Origin of the sequence: Flavobacterium sp. KACC 22763, assembly GCF_028736155.1 — a bacterium.
In the GTDB taxonomy this organism is placed as follows: Bacteria; Bacteroidota; Bacteroidia; order Flavobacteriales; family Flavobacteriaceae; genus Flavobacterium.
This window is the reverse complement of record NZ_CP117879.1, coordinates 1,262,309-1,280,277: the sequence shown is the minus strand read 5'-3', so window position 1 is coordinate 1,280,277 and position 17,969 is coordinate 1,262,309. Positions and strand designations below refer to the sequence as shown.

Genomic DNA, 17,969 nt, shown 5'->3' with positions numbered 1-17,969 from the left:
AAATTCTTTAAGATTTGAGGCTTTTTCTTTTAGGCCGCTGCTCAATTTGAAACATAAAACCATAAAACTTGAAACAGAACATTAGTCATTTTGATTCTTCATTCCAAATAAATCTCCTTTTTGGTATAATTTTAAATCATCCTGCAAAAATTGATAATTTCTTTGTGTAACAGCTGGTGAATCTAAATCGCTTAGATCAGGTTTACCTGCATTTACCCAAGCAGTATACCAAAAACTTGCCGTTGCCGCAATTGCTTTTCTCATTTGGCTTTCAACCATTCCGTTCAATTGTTCGTGTAATTTTTTAGCATATTCATCAGAGAATTTAGAAGTATTGTATTTCGTTTTTGCGATTTTACCTTCTGCGTCCATTTCAAAAACTTTATTCTCTGGAGTTTCTACTCTCAGTTTTTTATCAATATCCAATAAAGGTTGCGCTAAGGTATGAGTGTTATTAATCATATCCCAGATTGCCTTGTGAACATTAGCATAATACTGTGCTTCAGGAACATTTAATTTGTAGTTCTTAACGAATAATTCTGGCAATCTGCTTTCCCAAAGAGAATGAATTCCTTTTTGGTCAGTCAATTGTCCGTCGTGATTTTTTGAAGTATGTAAAGGCATGTGAGCATCACCAACATAATGGCCTAAATCTGCTGCAAGAAATAAGATTTCTGCTCTATTTTTTTCTTTAAAAGCTTTAGTCAACTTTGTCATCATATCTTCAATATACCAAGGCAAAATTCCATTATCGCTTAAAAATTTAGCATCATATTTTTGTTTTGCTTCTTCTAATGTCTGTGGATAAGTGTCAGCAGGGCCGAAGTTTTCCATGTCAAAATAATGTCTTTGACCTTCTTCTTTATAATTTAAAGCATACTTACGGATATCTGGAACCGAAGCTTCTTGTGTAATAAAATCAATGTGATTGTAAAAAAAGATCTGTAATTGTTTTGGTAAAGCCATTACAGCAGCTTTGTTAATACGCTCATGGCCTACATTTCCCCATGACAACATAATAAACCCAATAACTAAAGCTCCGAAAGCGATTAGTTTTGGTCTCATTTGGATTTTCTTCATTTGTTTTTTTTATTAGAGGGAGCAAATTTAGCTTTAATTAAAGAATACGCAAAAAATACTGTAATTAAGATTTACTAAATTTAGATATTTGAGATTTTTCGCTCTAAAAGCACTATAAGTTCATATTAACAATATTTTTCTTTGTAAGTTTGTTTCAGTATTAAATCTTACCTATGCGCCATACTTTTCTTATTGCTGCTTGTTTTTTATCTAGCATTTGCTTTGCTCAAGAAATTGAATTAAACCCAGGCAAAGTAAACGACACAATTTTAAATCAAAAAAGAACTTTAAAAATAGCCGAACCTTTTAAAGCAAAAAAGGTAATGTGGGCGCTTTTTCCTGGCACAGAATATGGCAAACGCGACGGAAGCGGCTTCATTAGCTGGATCTGTAAAACATGTACGCCTTCTCCTTTTACTGATGTAAACGGTGTTGAAGGCGATCAGTTATTTCCATACACAGAAGGTGTTGCAACGAGACTTTTAGCCAATATTGACTATTCAAATTCAAAAGGCAATCAATTTAAAATATTGGCTTTTAATCATTCTGTCCATGATGAAGACGGACTTCAGACAGGACGTTTTTCTGGAGGATTGCTTGGTTTGGCAAAATTTGCAAAAAATGGCAATTCTTGGGACATGAGATCTTTTCAGCCTGCTGTTGCTGCTTTTGGCTCTTTTGCACAATGTCCAACTCCAAAATTGGTTGAGATTGGGGAAGATCAGTTTGCTTTTACATTATTGCATGTTAATGGCGGCGCAGGCGGCCCTTTTGAAGGATGGCTGTATCTGGTCGCTGGTTTTGATGGAAAATATCAGCCTATAATGGAAGTGAACGATTATCAGCTTACCAACGTTCAAAGCATAGAATGGTCTGGAACTTACACCGTTGTAAATGATAATACAAAAAAGCATTTTAGAGATATTATCATCAAAACAAAGGGATCTTTCAATAAAGCATTAAAAGCTCAAGATGAGTTTGAAACCAATGTTCCTGAAGAAATTGCTGCAATGGCAAAAACTAAAAAATCATTTAATTTTGAGATTGAAAGACGTTTTGCTTTCAAAGGAAAATTTTACAAAATGATTGATAAACCAATTGTAAAATTCTCCAATGTAAAGTAATATAGTTAAAAAACGTTGAGTATAGTTTTACCGCAAAGAGCGCAAAGTTTATTTGCATAAAATTTTGAATAAAACGCAAAGTTCGCAAAGCTTTGCACAAAAAACTTTGTGCTCTTTGCGTAATTCTTTGCGCTCTTTGCGGTTAAAAATATTAGCCTAAATAAAGAATTGATACTAAAGCCAAAACGGCTATAAAAATCCAAAGAAAAACACCTTGCAATAAAGGCTTTACTCCTACTGTTTTTAAAGTTGCAAAATTTAAAGTTGCTCCAATCAAGAACAAAGTTACCGTTAAACCAATTTTTGCAATTCCAACAAGATGACCAGTAAAAATGGCTGTTGACGGAACATAAGTATTCACCAGCATTGCTATAACAAACAAACCTATAAAGTAAGGAATTTTGATTTTTGAATTCTTGCTTTTAAAAAGAAAAGCGGTCAAGATTGAAATTGGGATAATCCATAAAGCTCTCGCCAATTTTACTGTTGTAGCAACTTGCAATGCTTCTGCTCCATATTTATTTGCCGCACCAACTACAGAGCTGGTATCATGAATTGCAATGGCACACCATAACCCAAAATCTTTTTGCGACAAATCTAATTGATGTCCGATGAATGGAAAAACAAATAATGCTATAGAATTCAGTATAAAAATAACTCCGAGAGCAATTGAAGTTTGATTTTCGTTTGATTTGATTACTGGCGAAATTGCCGCAATAGCACTTCCACCGCAGATCGCTGTTCCACAAGAAATTAAGTGAGACGTTTTTCTTTCTGTTTTAAGCCACTTTCCTAACAGTAATCCGAAAAGCAAGGTGCTAAAGATTGAAAAAACAGTTAAAACAAATCCTTCTTTTCCTGCTGAAACTGCGCTGTTGGCGTTCATTCCGAATCCTAAACCAACAACCGAAAACTGCAATAAAAATGTAATAGCTTTATGATTGAATTCTACAAATGGATTCCCGAAAAGATTCACAATTAAAACGCCTAATAAAAGCGCAATTGGCGGAGAAATGATCGAAAATAAACATAAAAGAATTACAGCCAGAAAAAGTACTTGCTGTAAAGATTGATTAATTTCAAATAATTGTGCTGTGGTTTGTTCTTTTGTTTTCAAAATAAATGGGTATTGATATTATATTGCAAAGTTCCGCCGTTTATATTGAAAACGCCAATCGTAAATTACAATTGGCTATAACTTCAAGTTATAATGATTTGCTAAATTTTGAATAAATAGTTCTGATAACGAATCTGATTTTCCTTGCAAAGTGGCTATGTAAAAATATCTTTCTATAGACAACTTCTCTACATCTAAAACAATCAATTCTTTATTTTTCAACTCCTTACTCACAGCATGAATAGACATAAAAGCAAAACAATCTGAGTTTAATAAATATGATTTTATGCTTTCTGTACTTCCAAGCTGCATTTCAATTTGTAGATCTGAAAATTTTAAACCTGCTTTTTTCAAGGCAAATTCTATAACTTCAAGTGTTCCAGATCCACGTTCTCGAGTTATGAATTTCATTGATTTTAAATCGCTTACCGAAATTTCGTTTTTCTTGACAAAAGGATTTTTGCTATTGCAAACCAAAACCAATTCGTCTTTTAAAAACGGAATGTATTTTATCGATTGATTTTTAGAATGCCCTTCTACAATTCCAATTTCGATTTCTTTATTGATTAAGGCGTTTTCAATTTGTTCTGTATTTCCATTCAGTAAATTGACTTTTATATCTTTTTGTTTTTGATGAAAACTAGCCAAAACTGGAGAAATAATATATTGCGAAATAGTTGTGCTCGCTCCTAACCTAAGCAAACCTTGACGTTCTGCATTAAACGAACTCATTTCAAAATCTATTTCGCGGTAAATATCAAAAATACTTTTAGTATATTTTAGAAGAATTTTTCCTGCGGGAGTTAAAGCGATTTTAGAACCGTTTCGTTCAAAAAGTTTGGTTTTATACGTTTCTTCTAGTTCTTGGATATGTTTGGAAACTGCTGGCTGCGTAATATACAATTCTGTTGCCGCTTTAGTAAAATTAAGGCGGAGCGCAACGGTGTAAAAAACTTTTAGCCTGAAGTCCATAACTATTGTTTGTTTTGTTTCATGTTTAAAGTTTCAAGTTATTGAAAAACTTTGAACCTTCGTCTCAATTCAACCTTTTTTTTTTATTATGCAACCTTATTGTATAGTCCCTACGGGACAATTTTACTTTGTGGTCGTTTTTTCTACCGATCTTAAACTCCTAACGGAGTTTTTGTTTCATAAATATTATTATAAACAATCTTTATTTTATCATATTGAAATTCATAAAACAGTTTTTGTTCAGCAAAATAATTAGCAAAATTCTAAAGATAAAAATCTCGTAGAGATTCAATAACGGTAACAGCTCTTAAGATATTGACCACATTTGTCCCATAGGGACTTTACATGATGAATTATAAAAGCCCATTATACTTTCTAACGAACCATTCAATTGTTAATAAAGCAACAATCAAAATCAATAACCAAACCCAATCAATAATTGGAGTTTTACTTGAGATGTTTTTCTCAATTGATTTGTATTCTTTACTCTCTAAAAGCATATTAATCAAATGATCAGATTGATTTTCGAAGAACGCTTTTCCGCCAGTCTGCTGAGCTAATTGCTGCAATTTAATTACATCAGGATTTACGAATTGTTTCTCAATATCAAAATCTAAAATTTCAAAATGACTTGCGTATGAAGTATTTGAATTTAATTCTTTTACTGTAAAGTTATATTTTCCTGCTGGAAGCCCTTCCAAATTAGCTGAGAAAGAATTACTTCCTTTTAGTAAATCATAATTTTTAGTTTGTTTGGTGGCTGCATTTACAACACTGATTGTAAGTCTGGCTTTTTCGTCAAACTCATAATTTTTATTGAAATATTGCGCGTTGATGATAATTTCTTCTCCAGAATTATAAAAACTTTCGTGCGTTACCACTAAAGATTTCTTTGAAGTCGATGATGCTAAATATTGAACTATTTTATCAATAAAAACATCATACTTTTCAAATGACTGATTGTCAACATGACTTTGTAAACGCCATTTCCAGCTATTTTCTCCTAAAAGAAAAGCGGTTCTTTTTCCTTGATTTTCGGCGAAAGCCAATAATGGAGCATTTGTAGAAACGTTTCTAATTTTTGACGAAAGCAAAACAGACACGTTTCCGTTTGTACTTATATTTCCGAACGGATTTTGTAAAGGTGGAAAATTTTCAAAACCAATATCGTCAATTGCAAACAGATTAAAATCAGAATGGAATTCATTAAGAAAATCTTCTCGCTGATTACTCATTTTAAAAATCAGATTGTTTTGCTGCTGATTTAGAAAATTGAAATCGGTATTGTTTCCTGTTATAATAAAGGTATTTGTTCCTTTTAATTTATTGTTGTCAAATATCGGTTTGAAAGCCGTTGTTGGCTGATACAAAACCAAAACAGAAGCATCTTGTAAGTCGTTAATTTGATTTGGTTTAACTAATATCACTTTACGCTGTGCATTAACCTCGATCGAACGTTTTAAAGAGGCAATATCCGGATGATTTATAGCCGAAACAATAGCAATTGTTGATTTCTGGTCAATAATTTCAACTGCAAAATTTTTGATATTGTTGTAACTGTTTTTTTCTTTTGCCGAAGATTGAATACTGGCTTTATAAATCTGCAATCCAACTTTATCTGCTGGCAATAGCAAGTTTAAAGAAGCTGTTTTTTTTGATGGTGAAAACGAAAGTTTTTCTTTTGCTACAACCGTATTTCCTTGTGAAATGGTAAATTCTGCATTGGCAGTTTTGTCGCCGGCGTATTGCAGAAAAACTTCAACAGGAAATTTATTTTTATGAAAAGCGTATTTGTTTACGTTAAGCTGATTGATTTTTAAATCAAAAAAAGTGGTTGTATCTCCCACAACCAAAGGATAAACTTTATTGACAGGATCGAATCTATACACATAGTCGTTTCCTGTAGTTTGATTTCCGTCTGTAATAATTACGGTTGGAAAAATCAGATTTTTGTTGATGCTTTTTAAACTCTTTGCCGCTTCGTCTAAATTGGTTTGATTTCCTTTAAAATCAAATTTATCTGAAGTTCTAAAATCGTTATCAAACTGATAAGACTGAATTTCGAACTTCTCTTTTAAAGCTGGATTTGAAACTAGTTTTTGATATAATTCGACTGCTTTTTTATCTGATTTTAAAGCAGCAATAGAACTAGAATTGTCTACCACAATTGCCAAAGGCGTTTTGGTAATCTCTAATGAGTTTTTAGAAATGATCGGATTAATCAATAATACCAATAATCCGAAAATGGCTAAAAAACGTAAAAAAGCCAAAAGTATCATCACATTGGATTTACTTTTGGCTTTGAAAAAATATTGAAAGTACGATAAACCACCAGCAATTACTAAAGAAAGCAATAATAAAAGAATCGTGTTTGTCGTCATATTTGTTTTTAGTTTATGGTTTTTAGTTTAAAGTTTATGGTTGTGAACTATAAACAACAAACCATCAACAATCAACTTATTAAGTAAGCATTCCTCCGCAAACATTAAGAACTTGTCCTGTAATGTATCCGCTCATGTCAGAAGCAAGGAATAAACAAGCATTTGCTACATCTTCAGGAGTTCCTCCGCGTTTCAACGGAATACCTTCTCTCCATCCTTTTACTACATCTTCGCTTAATTTTGCAGTCATTTCAGTTTCGATAAAACCTGGAGCAATTGCATTGCAACGAATGTTACGAGAACCTAACTCAAGAGCTACAGATTTAGTAAATCCGATTGCACCAGCTTTAGAAGCTGCGTAGTTTGTTTGACCTGCGTTTCCAGAAACTCCAACAACAGAACTAATATTAATGATAGATCCTGCTCTTTGTTTCAAGAAAGTTTTCTGAATCGCTTTTGTCATATTAAAAACCGACTTCAAGTTTACATCAATTACTTGGTCAAAATCTGCCTCAGACATACGCATTAATAGGTTGTCTTTTGTAATTCCGGCATTGTTGATTAAGATATCTACAGTTCCAAAATCTGCTAAAACAGCATCAACAAAGGTTTGAGCTTCGTTAAAATCTGCTGCGTTAGATTGGTATCCTTTTGCTTTAACTCCTAAACTATTTAATTCTGCTTCTAAAGCTTCTGCAGATGCTGCAGATGAGCTGTATGTAAAAGCAACGTTTGCTCCATGTTTAGCAAAAACTTCAGCAATTCCTTTTCCAATTCCACGGCTTGCACCAGTAATAATTGCAACTTTTCCTTCTAGTAATTTCATATTAAGGTATTCGTTTTATTTTTTGAATTACAAATATAGATTATTTGAGCATTTAATAAAATTTGTAATCCAAAAATTGGCTTAAGAATTTTAGATGCTGCTAAAACAAAAAAAACAGCTCATAAAAATGAGCTGTTCCCCCCAAAATAAAAAAACAAAACTAAAAACGTTTAAATGCGATTTTGCATTGCTTGATTCTATTCTTCTTTTTCTTCTCTATTCTCCTTAATTTTATCAATGACTATACAGCCAATCGCGACTATTATAGATACATATAAATAAGGCCTTAAGTATTCATAGTAATATTCATTTATAATCAAAAGACCTATTCCCCAAAAGAATATTGCAATTGTTGCTGGTGTCAATATTTTTTTAACCATACTATCTATATAATGAAAAGTTAGATTGTTTAATTCAGAAATTATGTTTGATAAAAAACAGAACTAAAAAGTTTAAATGTGATTTTGTTTCGTCACATAAAATATAAGAATCATGACTACCGCCATAATTAGCATTCTGAAAATCGAAGATCTAAATTCTTTTGTTTCTTCTGCTTTATCCTTTTTCCATTGTTTGATAAGATTCCAAATCATAAAAGGGAAAATCACAAGTATGGAGATATACAAATAGTAGCGAACGTATTCGTAGTAATATTGATTTATAAGTAAAAGAATAGTCCCCCATAAGAAAATTGCAATAGTCGCTGGTGTCAATATTTTTTTTATCATAATATTCATTAATAAAAGTTAGATTGTTTAATTCAGAAATTATGTTTGGTAAAAGCAGCTCAAAAAATGAGCTGCTTTCTGAAATAAAAATTATTCTTAACTAATTATTGGAACGCATATGTAGTAATTCTAAAACTGCTTGATGCACCGGCAAAAGTGTAGATTGTGTTAGAGAAACTTATTCTGAAGTTTTCTCTAGTAACATATAAACCTTTAGGATCCATCAATTTGTCATCAAGATTTTTAACCAAAGGATCTGCTGCAATCACTGCAGTTCCGTTATGCCATAATGAATGTTTTAGAATAATAGTTTTATTAACAGCATCTTCGGTAACAGTTGCTCTATGATATACGGTTGCTTTTCCTCCTGTAAAACTGTACATGATGTCTACAGTACGATTATTAAAGAAAGTAAATTGTACTCTGTTTACTTTTGCTGCTGATGCACTATTAATTTCATTTAATAAATAATTGCACAATTGCGAGTTTGTAGGCGCGTTTACTAGATTTACCGCAATATAGCCATAAGCTGTAGATGGAGCTCCAGCTGCTGGCAACGTCACTTTATAATCATCTGTAAGTCTTGGCGGTGCATTTGTATACATAATTGTAGCCTTAACCCCGTCTTTTCCAGTAGCAACAAAAGTATTTGTAGCACTGTCGTAAGCAAAGTCGGTAAGTTTTTGTCCTTTAACCTCTAAAGGAAGTTTTGAATAAGCTCCAATAGGATTAAATGAGAACGCAAGGTCATAACTCGTATTAACAGCTGGATCTAAAGAATATCCTGTACCAAAACGAGCACTAGCGTTATAACTAAAATCATAATTTTTAGTAGCTGTACCATCATTTATTGCTAATATTCTAAATAATGGGCTATACATATCACCTGTAATGGCTTTAATAATTGGAACGTTTCCTGGCAAATCAGCCCAATCTTTTGGTGTAGCTTTTACAAAACGAAGAAAGTGGCTATTTCTATTTGTTCTAAAGATAATGTCACCATTTTTTTGTCCATAGTAATAAAACTGAAAATCTCCTAAATACCCTTTTGCAAGAAGTGCTGCAGTTGGATAATTACTCGCATCTGATAAAAGGTGGATTCTATTTTGTGTACTAAAAACTAAACTCACAGTACTTCCTACTTGAAGATCGTACTGGCTTTGGTACGTTTTTGTGTCAATCTGACCATCTTTACCTGTGAAATCTGATGCCATATCTACTTTCATATTTGGCAAAAATTTAAACAAATGTGTCCATCCTCCTAATTGTGTACTATCAGTATAATAAACTGCTTTCCAACCATCTGCTGATGAAAGCAATAAATCGTTTAATTCCTTTTGACGTCCACTCAATCGATCAGTAGCATTTTGATCAAATTTTGCATCTACTTCTGGGCTAGAACATGATCCCAAAAGCAAAGCTGCAAAAGCGATCGTTAGGCACTTATATATATGTTTTACTTTCATAATATTGAATTTTATAAAAATTTATTGTCCTTAATTATTTATTACAGCATCTGTATTCTTTTGAGCTTCATCTCTTAATGCGTAAAAGTCTATATTGAAAGAATCTTTATAATATTTAACTACCAAAGCTTCTTTTGCTTTAATATTAGCTTTTGCAGTAGCGTCTGTTATACTTGCTAAAATGGCATCATATTCCGCTTTAGAACTTGTTAAGATTGTAGCAGCAGTTTCTGCGAAATCTTCGTATATGTTTAATCTCGCATAACTTGTAATAAAACCTAAAGATCTAGAAGTCGCAGTTGCTTCATTATACCATGTAGTGGTATATCCAGAAGGTGTCAATTTTGCCCAAGCTTGCTCATCAAAAGGTTTAGTTTGGTTTAAAATATGTACGTATTCATGCTGAATGGTATGAATAAATTGTGTTACGCTAGATCTGCTTTTTTTATTAAGATTATCAACCTGAAAAAGAGACACTCTTTGACCCGCTTCTGCAAGTCCAAGCGTTACAGTACCGTTTGTATTTAAGTTTACCCCACCAACAAGAACAAATTCTCTTGGAGCAATTTTTTTAACAAAATCCTTTCCTCCAATAGTGCTATAACTATCAATCCAGATTTTCTTTACAACTTCCATTGCAGGCTGCACTTTAGCTCCCTGTGGAGGATATAAATATCTATTTTCGTCTACTAAATTCTGGTTCCATTCGTAATACACATTGATATTGTATGGACTTAAGAAGTTTGCACCAATCCAATTGTCTAATTCTGTTTTTTGTGGTGTAGAAAAATCTAACTGGCTTTCTTTTGGCTGATCTTCGTGTGCACATGACGCAAGCAATAAGGCGCCTGCTATAACTACTGTTTTATATGTTTTGAATATCTTCATAATACTTTCTAATTAAAAATTTACCTAGGATTTTTTTCAATACCATTATCTGAAGCTCTAAGCGGTATTTGCAACGCTCTTCTTTTATCATCTTTTTCCAAGATGTTGTTTTTTACCACTTTTCCAAATTCAAGAGTATTATGCGTCACAACAAGATTAAATCGTTTGATATCAAACCATCTAAGACCTTCGCGGATAAAATCTCTTCTTCTTGCTTCGGCAATTGCTTTGATATACGATTTCTGAAGATCTGTTAATGCATAAAATGGCGTAAACTCATCTGCAATCGGCGGATATTTAGCAGTAACAATAGCTTCATTTAATATATCTGTTGCTGCATTGTATCCTGAAGTTCTAGTTCCTAAGAAATAACCTAATTCTGTATTCACTTCAGCAATTCTATTTTTCATCACCAATGCTTCAATACGGTTCAAATACATTTCATCATTACTAAATAATACAGAACCAGTGTAAGGCTCACCTGTACGAGATGTTAAATTCGTGAATTTAAAATACTCATATAGCTTCGGAACAAATACGTTTGTACCTCCAAAATACTGGCCGTTTGCTCTAATTAAATTAGGTTTTGCCCACATATTCGTTTGTGTCCCTAAGATTTCATCAGATCTATTTCCAGGAAGCGCAAATCTGTACGCTGCTGATCTGTTTGCAATTGAGTTTGGATACGCTACCAATAAATTAGTTTCTTGTTCAACTCTTGAATATTCAATTGGCATTTGAGCAAAAGCTACTGCATTAAAAGCTGTATAGTTTCTAATTTTTGTTGGTTTAGAACCAAGTCCTTCAGAATATTCTAATACCTTATCCCAATCTCCTTTTATTAAGTAAAAACGGCAAGCAAATGCTTTTGCAGCATCTACATTAAAGTGATATTTTGGCTCTTTATATTCACTTGTGATGTATTTCATTCCTTCATTGATATCTTGCTCAATAAAATCAAATACTTCTTTTACACTATTACGTTTATATTTAACCAATAATTCCGTTTCTGGCTTTGTTATATATGGAACTCCTAAATCTGTCGCCGCAGTAGCAGGATTATAACGATTTGCCCATAATGAAACTAGCATAAAATGATTGTAAGCTCTTGCTATTAAAGCTTCTCCTTTTAACGGATTAAGAGTCTCTTTGCCTCCAAGCTTTTCTATAGCCTCTAAAGCCTGATTCGCAGCAGCAATTGCCTCGTAAGATGACATCCAAAATGCGTTTTCACTATCAGTTCCAATTTGACTCTGCATTTCCCAGTTGAAGCTCTCCTCGTTAATTATGCTTACAGATTGTAATGATTCAGTATCAAAAACGTTATCTGACATTACTTCTGCAATCGGAAAGTATGATCTGTCTGGATAAGCAGTAACTAATAATTCTGATATTTTTTCTGGAGTATCTATCTGTGTTCTATTATCTGGCACTTCTGAAAGAAAATCGTCGCAACTGCTAATAGTAACCAGTAATAATAATGACAGTGCTATTTTTATATTTTTCATAATCAATTTAGTATTAGAATGAAATATTAATTGCAAAAGTATATTGTGCCGTAATTGGGAAAGCTACCCCTCCTGTGTTACGGAACTCAGGATCTTGTCCGTTTAATTTTTTATCTGAATAAATCAGCCAAGGATTAACCGCAGAACCTTTCAAGGTGAAAGTTGACAATCCTAATTTTCTCTTATAATCGCTTGGGAATTCCCAGCTTAAAGAGATGTTTTTTAAACGTACGAAATCACCGCTTGCAATTCTAACATCAGAGTAATTGTAAGTATTATAAGCAATCTGTAAGTCGCTTGCTCCATAATTTCTATTCATTAATTTGTCTGCAATAACAGGAACATTAGTATAATTTTCGTCTCCCGGATTAATCCATCTGTTTGCAAAATCTTTTGTAAATACTGTCTGATCTGTATACTTGTTGCTATACACAGGGTTTAATCTTACTTTGTTTCCTCCAGATCCAACAACAAATACATAAAGTGACCAGTTTTTGTATGTGAATGTGTTAGCAAAACCAATAGATTTGTTAGGCTCTACAGATCCTTCATATTTCAAATATTTAGTTACGTCATTAGTATCTTGGAAATTAGCATCTGTTATATTGTTTTCTGCTCCGTCTTGCAAAATAAAAGTTGGAAGACCTTCATTATTTAAACCTGTAAATTGGTAAGAATATAATGAGTTTCTAGGATGCCCTACTGTGTTTCCTCCGTTTGTAGCAATCAAATCAAATACAGCTGGTTTGTTAGCCAATTTTGTAATTTTTTGATCATAAACAGAGAAGTTTACTGTAGTAGACCATTTAAAATCTTTTGAAACAATGTTTTGAGTTGTAAAACCAACTTCAAGACCTTTAGTTTCCATATCTGCGTTATTACCTTGTTTAATAGACTCTCCGCCTACTCCAGATGTAATTACGTAATCGATCAAGTCGAATGCTTTACGACGATAAACATCTGTTGTAAACTGTACTCTATTTCTAAACATTCCAAGATCTACCCCAATATTTGTTTCATATTGTTTTTCCCAAGTCAAATCTTTATTCTGTAAATCTTCTATACGAATTGCATTTTCTCTATCTCCAACAGCAAAACGGTCTGTGATAAAGCTTTTATAAATTGCCAATGAGTTTGTTGCCGGCCCAGCAGTTGCTGTTAAACCATAAGAAGCTCTAAGTGCCAATGTATTAATAGGCTCAACATCTTTCATGAAGTTTTCCTCTTTAATATTCCACTTACCACTCACAGTATAAGTTGGCAACCATCTAGAAGAACCAACATCTCCTTGTCTATTCGAACCGTCATAACGACCTGTTAAAGAAGCTGTATAACGACGATCATAAGTATATCCTACTTTACCAAAGAAACCAACAGTACGCTCTCTTTCTGCTCCAAACTCATAGTAAGAGTTTCCTTCATTTACTAATTTTTCAATCAATTTAGGATCAACAAAAGAAGTAAGTCCTTTTTCGAACTGAATACCAGCCGCAGTAAAATTGTCATTATTTCTATCTACAGATCTAAACTCTGTACCAACAAATGCTTCTAATTCATGTTTTTCATTAAATGTATTTCTGTATGTAACACTATTTCTAACATTGTAAGAAGTCATATCATTAGTAAACTTTCTTAAGAATCCACCATTTGGCAATACTGAAACTTTAGGCGCTGTTAAATCATTTGGATTTTGATATAAAAACACGTTATCTTTCTGAATCTGAGTATTCAAAGTTGCACCAACTCCCGCATTGTACGCTCCCACTACGTTAGAATCTTCGTAGATTTTGTGTTCTCTTGAAGTATTAGCATAACGTGCTGATGCTGTTAGGTTATAAGATAAATTTTTATTGATTTTATAATCTAAATCAGCTTGAAAACGAATATCATTTACTTTAATATCTAAAGTGTTATTTTCCAATTCGTTAAGAATATTCATTGGCGCCCAGTTATTTTGGTAATATTCTAGGTTTCCATTATCATCGTAAGGTCTTAACGTTCTACTTGTACTCAATACATAATTAAATGGGTTGATATCAAAATCTCTAGTTACTTTACCAAAAACAAGATCATTCTTGCTATCGTAAGCACCTGGAGCTTCCTGATCACGCATCGATCCTAAAGTCGATAACGTAATATTTAACTTGTCGTTAATGTAGAATGTCCCTTTAATGTTAGCTGATAGCTGTTTTACATTATCTGCCACTGTCCATCCTGGATCTGTATAATAACCTAGAGAAGCATAAAAAGTATTGTTTTTTCCTCCGCCAGAAAAACTTAAAGAGTGATTTTGAGTAATTGAAGGTCTAAATAAAACTTTAAACCAATCTGTATTTGCTAACTCATATTTTTTCAAAAATTGATTAATGTATGGCTGCTCATTTCTAACTCCAAATTGTCCGTTAGAACTATCATATAAATTAATCTGTTTTGCCAAAATTCCATAAACTCCACTAAATCTTGCTGTTAATGAAGAACTTTGATCTAAATATCCTTTTGTTCTCATTTCTTGGAAAACACTCATAGATTCTTGAGAATTTAAGATATCAAACTGAGTATAGCTTGGCACCGTTCTAACCGTATTTTCTACAGAATAGTTAATTTTTAAAGGAGAATCTCTACGTCCTTGCTTTGTAGTAACAACTACAACCCCATTTAACGATCTTGAACCATAGATTGAGGTAGCAGACGCATCTTTAAGAATTTCAATACTTTGAATGTCATTTGCATTTAAACCTGCAACTGCAGAACTTAATAATGTAGCAGAGTTTCCAGATGCTAAATCTGCAAATGTTACATTGATAATATCTTCTTGAACCACACCATCAATAACCCATAAAGGTTTTGTATCACCAAAAATAGAAGAAGATCCACGAACTGTAATCTTTGGAGTAGCACCAAAAGATCCTGTTACGTTTTGCACAGTAACCCCCGCAGCTTTACCTTCAATCATTCTACTTACGTCTACAACACCATCAACTTTTAACTCAGCACCAGAAATTTTACTGATTGCTCCAGTAAATGTTCTTTTTGACGTTTTCTCATATCCTGTAGTAACTACAACTTCTTTAAGATTTTGTCCTGCCTCAGTTAAAACTACAGTTGGCGTAGGATTATTAATTCCGATTTCTTTTGTCTCCATACCCACATAAGAAATAACCAAACGATCTACATTTGCAGGCATTTCGATAGAGAAATTTCCATCAAAATCTGTCAATACAGCAGTTTTCGTTCCTTTTGCCATTACAGTAGCTCCTGGAAGAGGCGACCCACTTTGATCTGTAACTTTTCCTTTGATGATTGGTCCGAAAGTCAAGATTTCAAACAAAGAATCGTGATTATTTGCGTTAGAAAAAGAAACAGCACTTTTTTGAAGCACAATCTGATTACTCACTTCAGAAAAAGTAATATTAAAAGGAACCAATACTCTGCTCAAAATACTAGCCAGAGTTTCTTGATTTGCTTCTATACTTACTTTCTCTCCAAGCTGAGGAAGTCTTGAGTTATAAGAAAATTTTACATGAGCAGACTTTTCGATTTTCGATAAAGCATTGTCTAAAGTTAGATTATCAACTGTAATCGTGACTTTAGTATCTAGTTTTTTCTGCCCATTTACATTATTTGCGAGAGTAACACTTGAAAACACAAGCGCTAACACAAACTGAAACAGCGTTATTTTCATGATTTGGTGAAGTAATCGTTGCTTGACAACAGGTTTTTTCATAATTTTGGTTTGTTTTGATTAATACTATTCGAGTGTATTTTAAGAAACATCATAAATTGCCCTTTACAGAGAGTAATTTATTCAGATTTAAGTGTCGTTAATGTTACAGCATTCTCGGCACTTTTTTTATGTATTAGTTTTTTACATAGGCAGTTATAAATTATTTTTTAGTTTTTAATTAGTTTAATTTTGGTTTTATTTTATTTCGATTTTTAATTTAATTAAGAATTCTAGTTACAGCCAGAACTCGTAATTACAATTTGATTTCCATTCATTTCGTAATTAGTATCATTACCGATACTTTTACAAATTATTTTCAATTTTTCGGCAAGCGGCTGATCGCTCAATGAAGTAGTTAATCGGCAATCTTTCAATTTTTCATGTGGAAAATCAATATCTACCAAATAAGCCTGCTCTATAGTTTCAAGAATTTGTGCTACAGGAATGTCATTAAATTCAAAGCTTAACTGTTCGATATTCCTAACACTGCTAACTAAAATTGGATCTTGAGTAATATTAGTTATTTTATTAAAAACTAATTCTTTACGAGCAAAACGCAATGCCTGATTAGGAAGAAGAACAATTTCCTTGTTTTCAACATCATGAACTAAATTGTTAGATTTTACCTTAACTTTACCGGTGCGAACAAGAACTTCGACATTTTGCTGGTCTGGATAAGCCTTTATCCTAAAGCTTGTTCCAACAACGCGAGTTACAATTTCGTTAGCATAAACAAAAAAAGGCTTTTTAGGATTTTTACTAATTTCAAAGAAACCTTCGCCGGATAAATACACCTTTCTTTCGTTTCCGGTAAAGATTTTAGGGTAACTTAATTTACTGTTGGGCTGTAATAAAACCGAACTTCCATCAGATAAAGTAACTATCTGTGATTTCTCAGAATTGTTGGTTTGTTCTACCAAACCTTCATCATTATCCTGAATAAGTTCGTTATAAGTAACTATATTATCAGTAGTTATTATATTCATTTTAAAAAACCATACGGAAAATACCCCAACCAAAACAGCTGCCGCAACGCCGCTAATCCAGTATCTTTGTATTTTTAGTTTTTTAATTTTTGAAGTCTCTTGAGAAAGTTCTTCTCTATGTTCAATTTTACGCCAAGTTTCTTTTAAGGCTTCATGAACATCATTTGAAGACAAATGAGATTCTGGAACTCGCATTGCCAAAAGTACAAGTCTAGCATCTTCGACAAGTTTGGCTCTTTGCAGATTTTCCAAAGTCCATTCTTCCCAGCCTTGCTCATCAACTTTAGATAAAATCCATAATTGAAAAGATTCATCAGCTAGAAAGTCTTCTATTTCGATATAATTGTTACGTTTTTGCATCTTACTATTAAGGTTACAAAAACATAGAGGACAGTTTTTTTATTATATACTCACCTATTTAAGATTTTTTTTTAATTTTTTCTTAAATTTTTAAAAAACCCCTGAAGATATAAGGACTAGAAGCGGAATACTGCCTTTCCATTCCTTGCGAAGATTTAATAAACCGCGATGAAGAAGATTGCTTGCAGACTGATAATTCACCTCCAATAAATCGGCAATTTGATCTACGCTTAAACCTTGGTGATAACGTAAATACAATGCTTCTTTCTGGCGTCCAGGTAAATCATTTAATAGTTTATTTAAAAGAAGAACACGTTCGGCTGTGACTTCGTCTTCAACCAAATCATTTTCTATAGAAAAGTCAAAAAGGAACTCTAAAACATCGGTAGTTGTAGTTTTTCTAAAAACATGATCTCTTTCATGCAAACGAGCAATTCTCTTTCTAACGCTTGAAAGTAAATATGCCTTAACTACAACATTATCTTGAAGAGAATCTCGGTAAAGCCAAATATCAGCAAAAACATCTTGAATACAATCTTGCACCTTTTCAGCATATGGACAAAGCGAATTGCCGTAACTGATTAGGTCTCTATAATACTTTTCAAAAAGTAAAGAGAAAGATTTCTCATTACCATTTTTCAAATTATTCCATAGAATAAAATCATCTAAAACTTTGTTTTTTAAAATTTGGCTCATACAAAATACTTTGGGCAAAAAATCCAATTATTTACAATTACTTTAAAAGAAGATTTACTGCAAGAGATTAAAATTGTGATGTAAAAATTTAGTTTAAAAGACTCGTCTAGGAT

Annotated in this window: 13 protein-coding genes; 1 reads left to right on the top strand and 12 read right to left on the bottom strand. The window is 32.7% G+C overall.

What is annotated here, in order from left to right:
* Positions 1 to 81: 81 nt before the first annotated feature.
* Positions 82 to 1,080, bottom strand: coding sequence for a zinc dependent phospholipase C family protein (locus PQ463_RS05525; RefSeq protein WP_274256699.1), 999 nt, complete (start codon positions 1,078 to 1,080; stop codon positions 82 to 84).
* A gap of 173 nt (positions 1,081 to 1,253) precedes the next feature.
* On the opposite strand from PQ463_RS05525, the gene PQ463_RS05520 reads away from it, so the two are divergent.
* Complete coding sequence (locus PQ463_RS05520) at positions 1,254 to 2,204, top strand: hypothetical protein (protein ID WP_274256698.1); 951 nt, start codon at positions 1,254 to 1,256, stop codon at positions 2,202 to 2,204.
* Positions 2,205 to 2,355: 151 nt separating this feature from the next.
* Here PQ463_RS05520 and PQ463_RS05515 read toward each other — a convergent pair whose 3' ends face one another.
* The 11 genes from PQ463_RS05515 to PQ463_RS05465 all read right to left on the bottom strand — a co-directional run bounded on the left by PQ463_RS05515 (position 2,356) and on the right by PQ463_RS05465 (position 17,856).
* Complete coding sequence (locus tag PQ463_RS05515; protein WP_274256697.1) at positions 2,356 to 3,321, bottom strand: YeiH family protein; 966 nt, start codon at positions 3,319 to 3,321, stop codon at positions 2,356 to 2,358.
* Between the two features lie 75 nt (positions 3,322 to 3,396).
* Complete coding sequence (locus PQ463_RS05510) at positions 3,397 to 4,293, bottom strand: LysR family transcriptional regulator (RefSeq protein WP_274256696.1); 897 nt, start codon at positions 4,291 to 4,293, stop codon at positions 3,397 to 3,399.
* A 353-nt stretch (positions 4,294 to 4,646) separates the two neighbouring features.
* Positions 4,647 to 6,674, bottom strand: a complete 2,028-nt coding sequence (locus PQ463_RS05505; RefSeq protein ID WP_274256695.1) for a hypothetical protein — start codon at positions 6,672 to 6,674, stop codon at positions 4,647 to 4,649.
* A gap of 79 nt (positions 6,675 to 6,753) precedes the next feature.
* Positions 6,754 to 7,500 carry a 3-oxoacyl-[acyl-carrier-protein] reductase gene (gene fabG, locus PQ463_RS05500; RefSeq protein WP_111369193.1) on the bottom strand — a complete coding sequence of 249 codons (747 nt, stop codon included), beginning with the start codon at positions 7,498 to 7,500 and terminating at the stop codon, positions 6,754 to 6,756.
* A 452-nt stretch (positions 7,501 to 7,952) separates the two neighbouring features.
* A complete protein-coding gene (locus PQ463_RS05495) occupies positions 7,953 to 8,237 on the bottom strand; it encodes a hypothetical protein (RefSeq protein WP_274256694.1) in 285 nt (94 codons plus the stop codon).
* Between the two features lie 95 nt (positions 8,238 to 8,332).
* Positions 8,333 to 9,694 (bottom strand): DUF4302 domain-containing protein, encoded by a 1,362-nt coding sequence (locus PQ463_RS05490; RefSeq protein ID WP_274256693.1) that lies wholly within the window; start codon positions 9,692 to 9,694, stop codon positions 8,333 to 8,335.
* A 30-nt stretch (positions 9,695 to 9,724) separates the two neighbouring features.
* Positions 9,725 to 10,582 (bottom strand): zinc-binding metallopeptidase, encoded by an 858-nt coding sequence (locus PQ463_RS05485; protein WP_274256692.1) that lies wholly within the window; start codon positions 10,580 to 10,582, stop codon positions 9,725 to 9,727.
* 20 nt (positions 10,583 to 10,602) lie between these two features.
* Positions 10,603 to 12,090 carry a RagB/SusD family nutrient uptake outer membrane protein gene (locus tag PQ463_RS05480; protein WP_274256691.1) on the bottom strand — a complete coding sequence of 496 codons (1,488 nt, stop codon included), beginning with the start codon at positions 12,088 to 12,090 and terminating at the stop codon, positions 10,603 to 10,605.
* A gap of 13 nt (positions 12,091 to 12,103) precedes the next feature.
* Entirely contained in the window at positions 12,104 to 15,814 is a 3,711-nt protein-coding gene (locus PQ463_RS05475) for a SusC/RagA family TonB-linked outer membrane protein (protein WP_274256690.1), read from the bottom strand.
* Between the two features lie 230 nt (positions 15,815 to 16,044).
* Complete coding sequence (locus tag PQ463_RS05470; RefSeq protein WP_274256689.1) at positions 16,045 to 17,160, bottom strand: FecR family protein; 1,116 nt, start codon at positions 17,158 to 17,160, stop codon at positions 16,045 to 16,047.
* A gap of 90 nt (positions 17,161 to 17,250) precedes the next feature.
* Positions 17,251 to 17,856, bottom strand: coding sequence for an RNA polymerase sigma factor (locus PQ463_RS05465; RefSeq protein WP_111424871.1), 606 nt, complete (start codon positions 17,854 to 17,856; stop codon positions 17,251 to 17,253).
* Between the last annotated feature and the right edge of the window lie 113 nt (positions 17,857 to 17,969).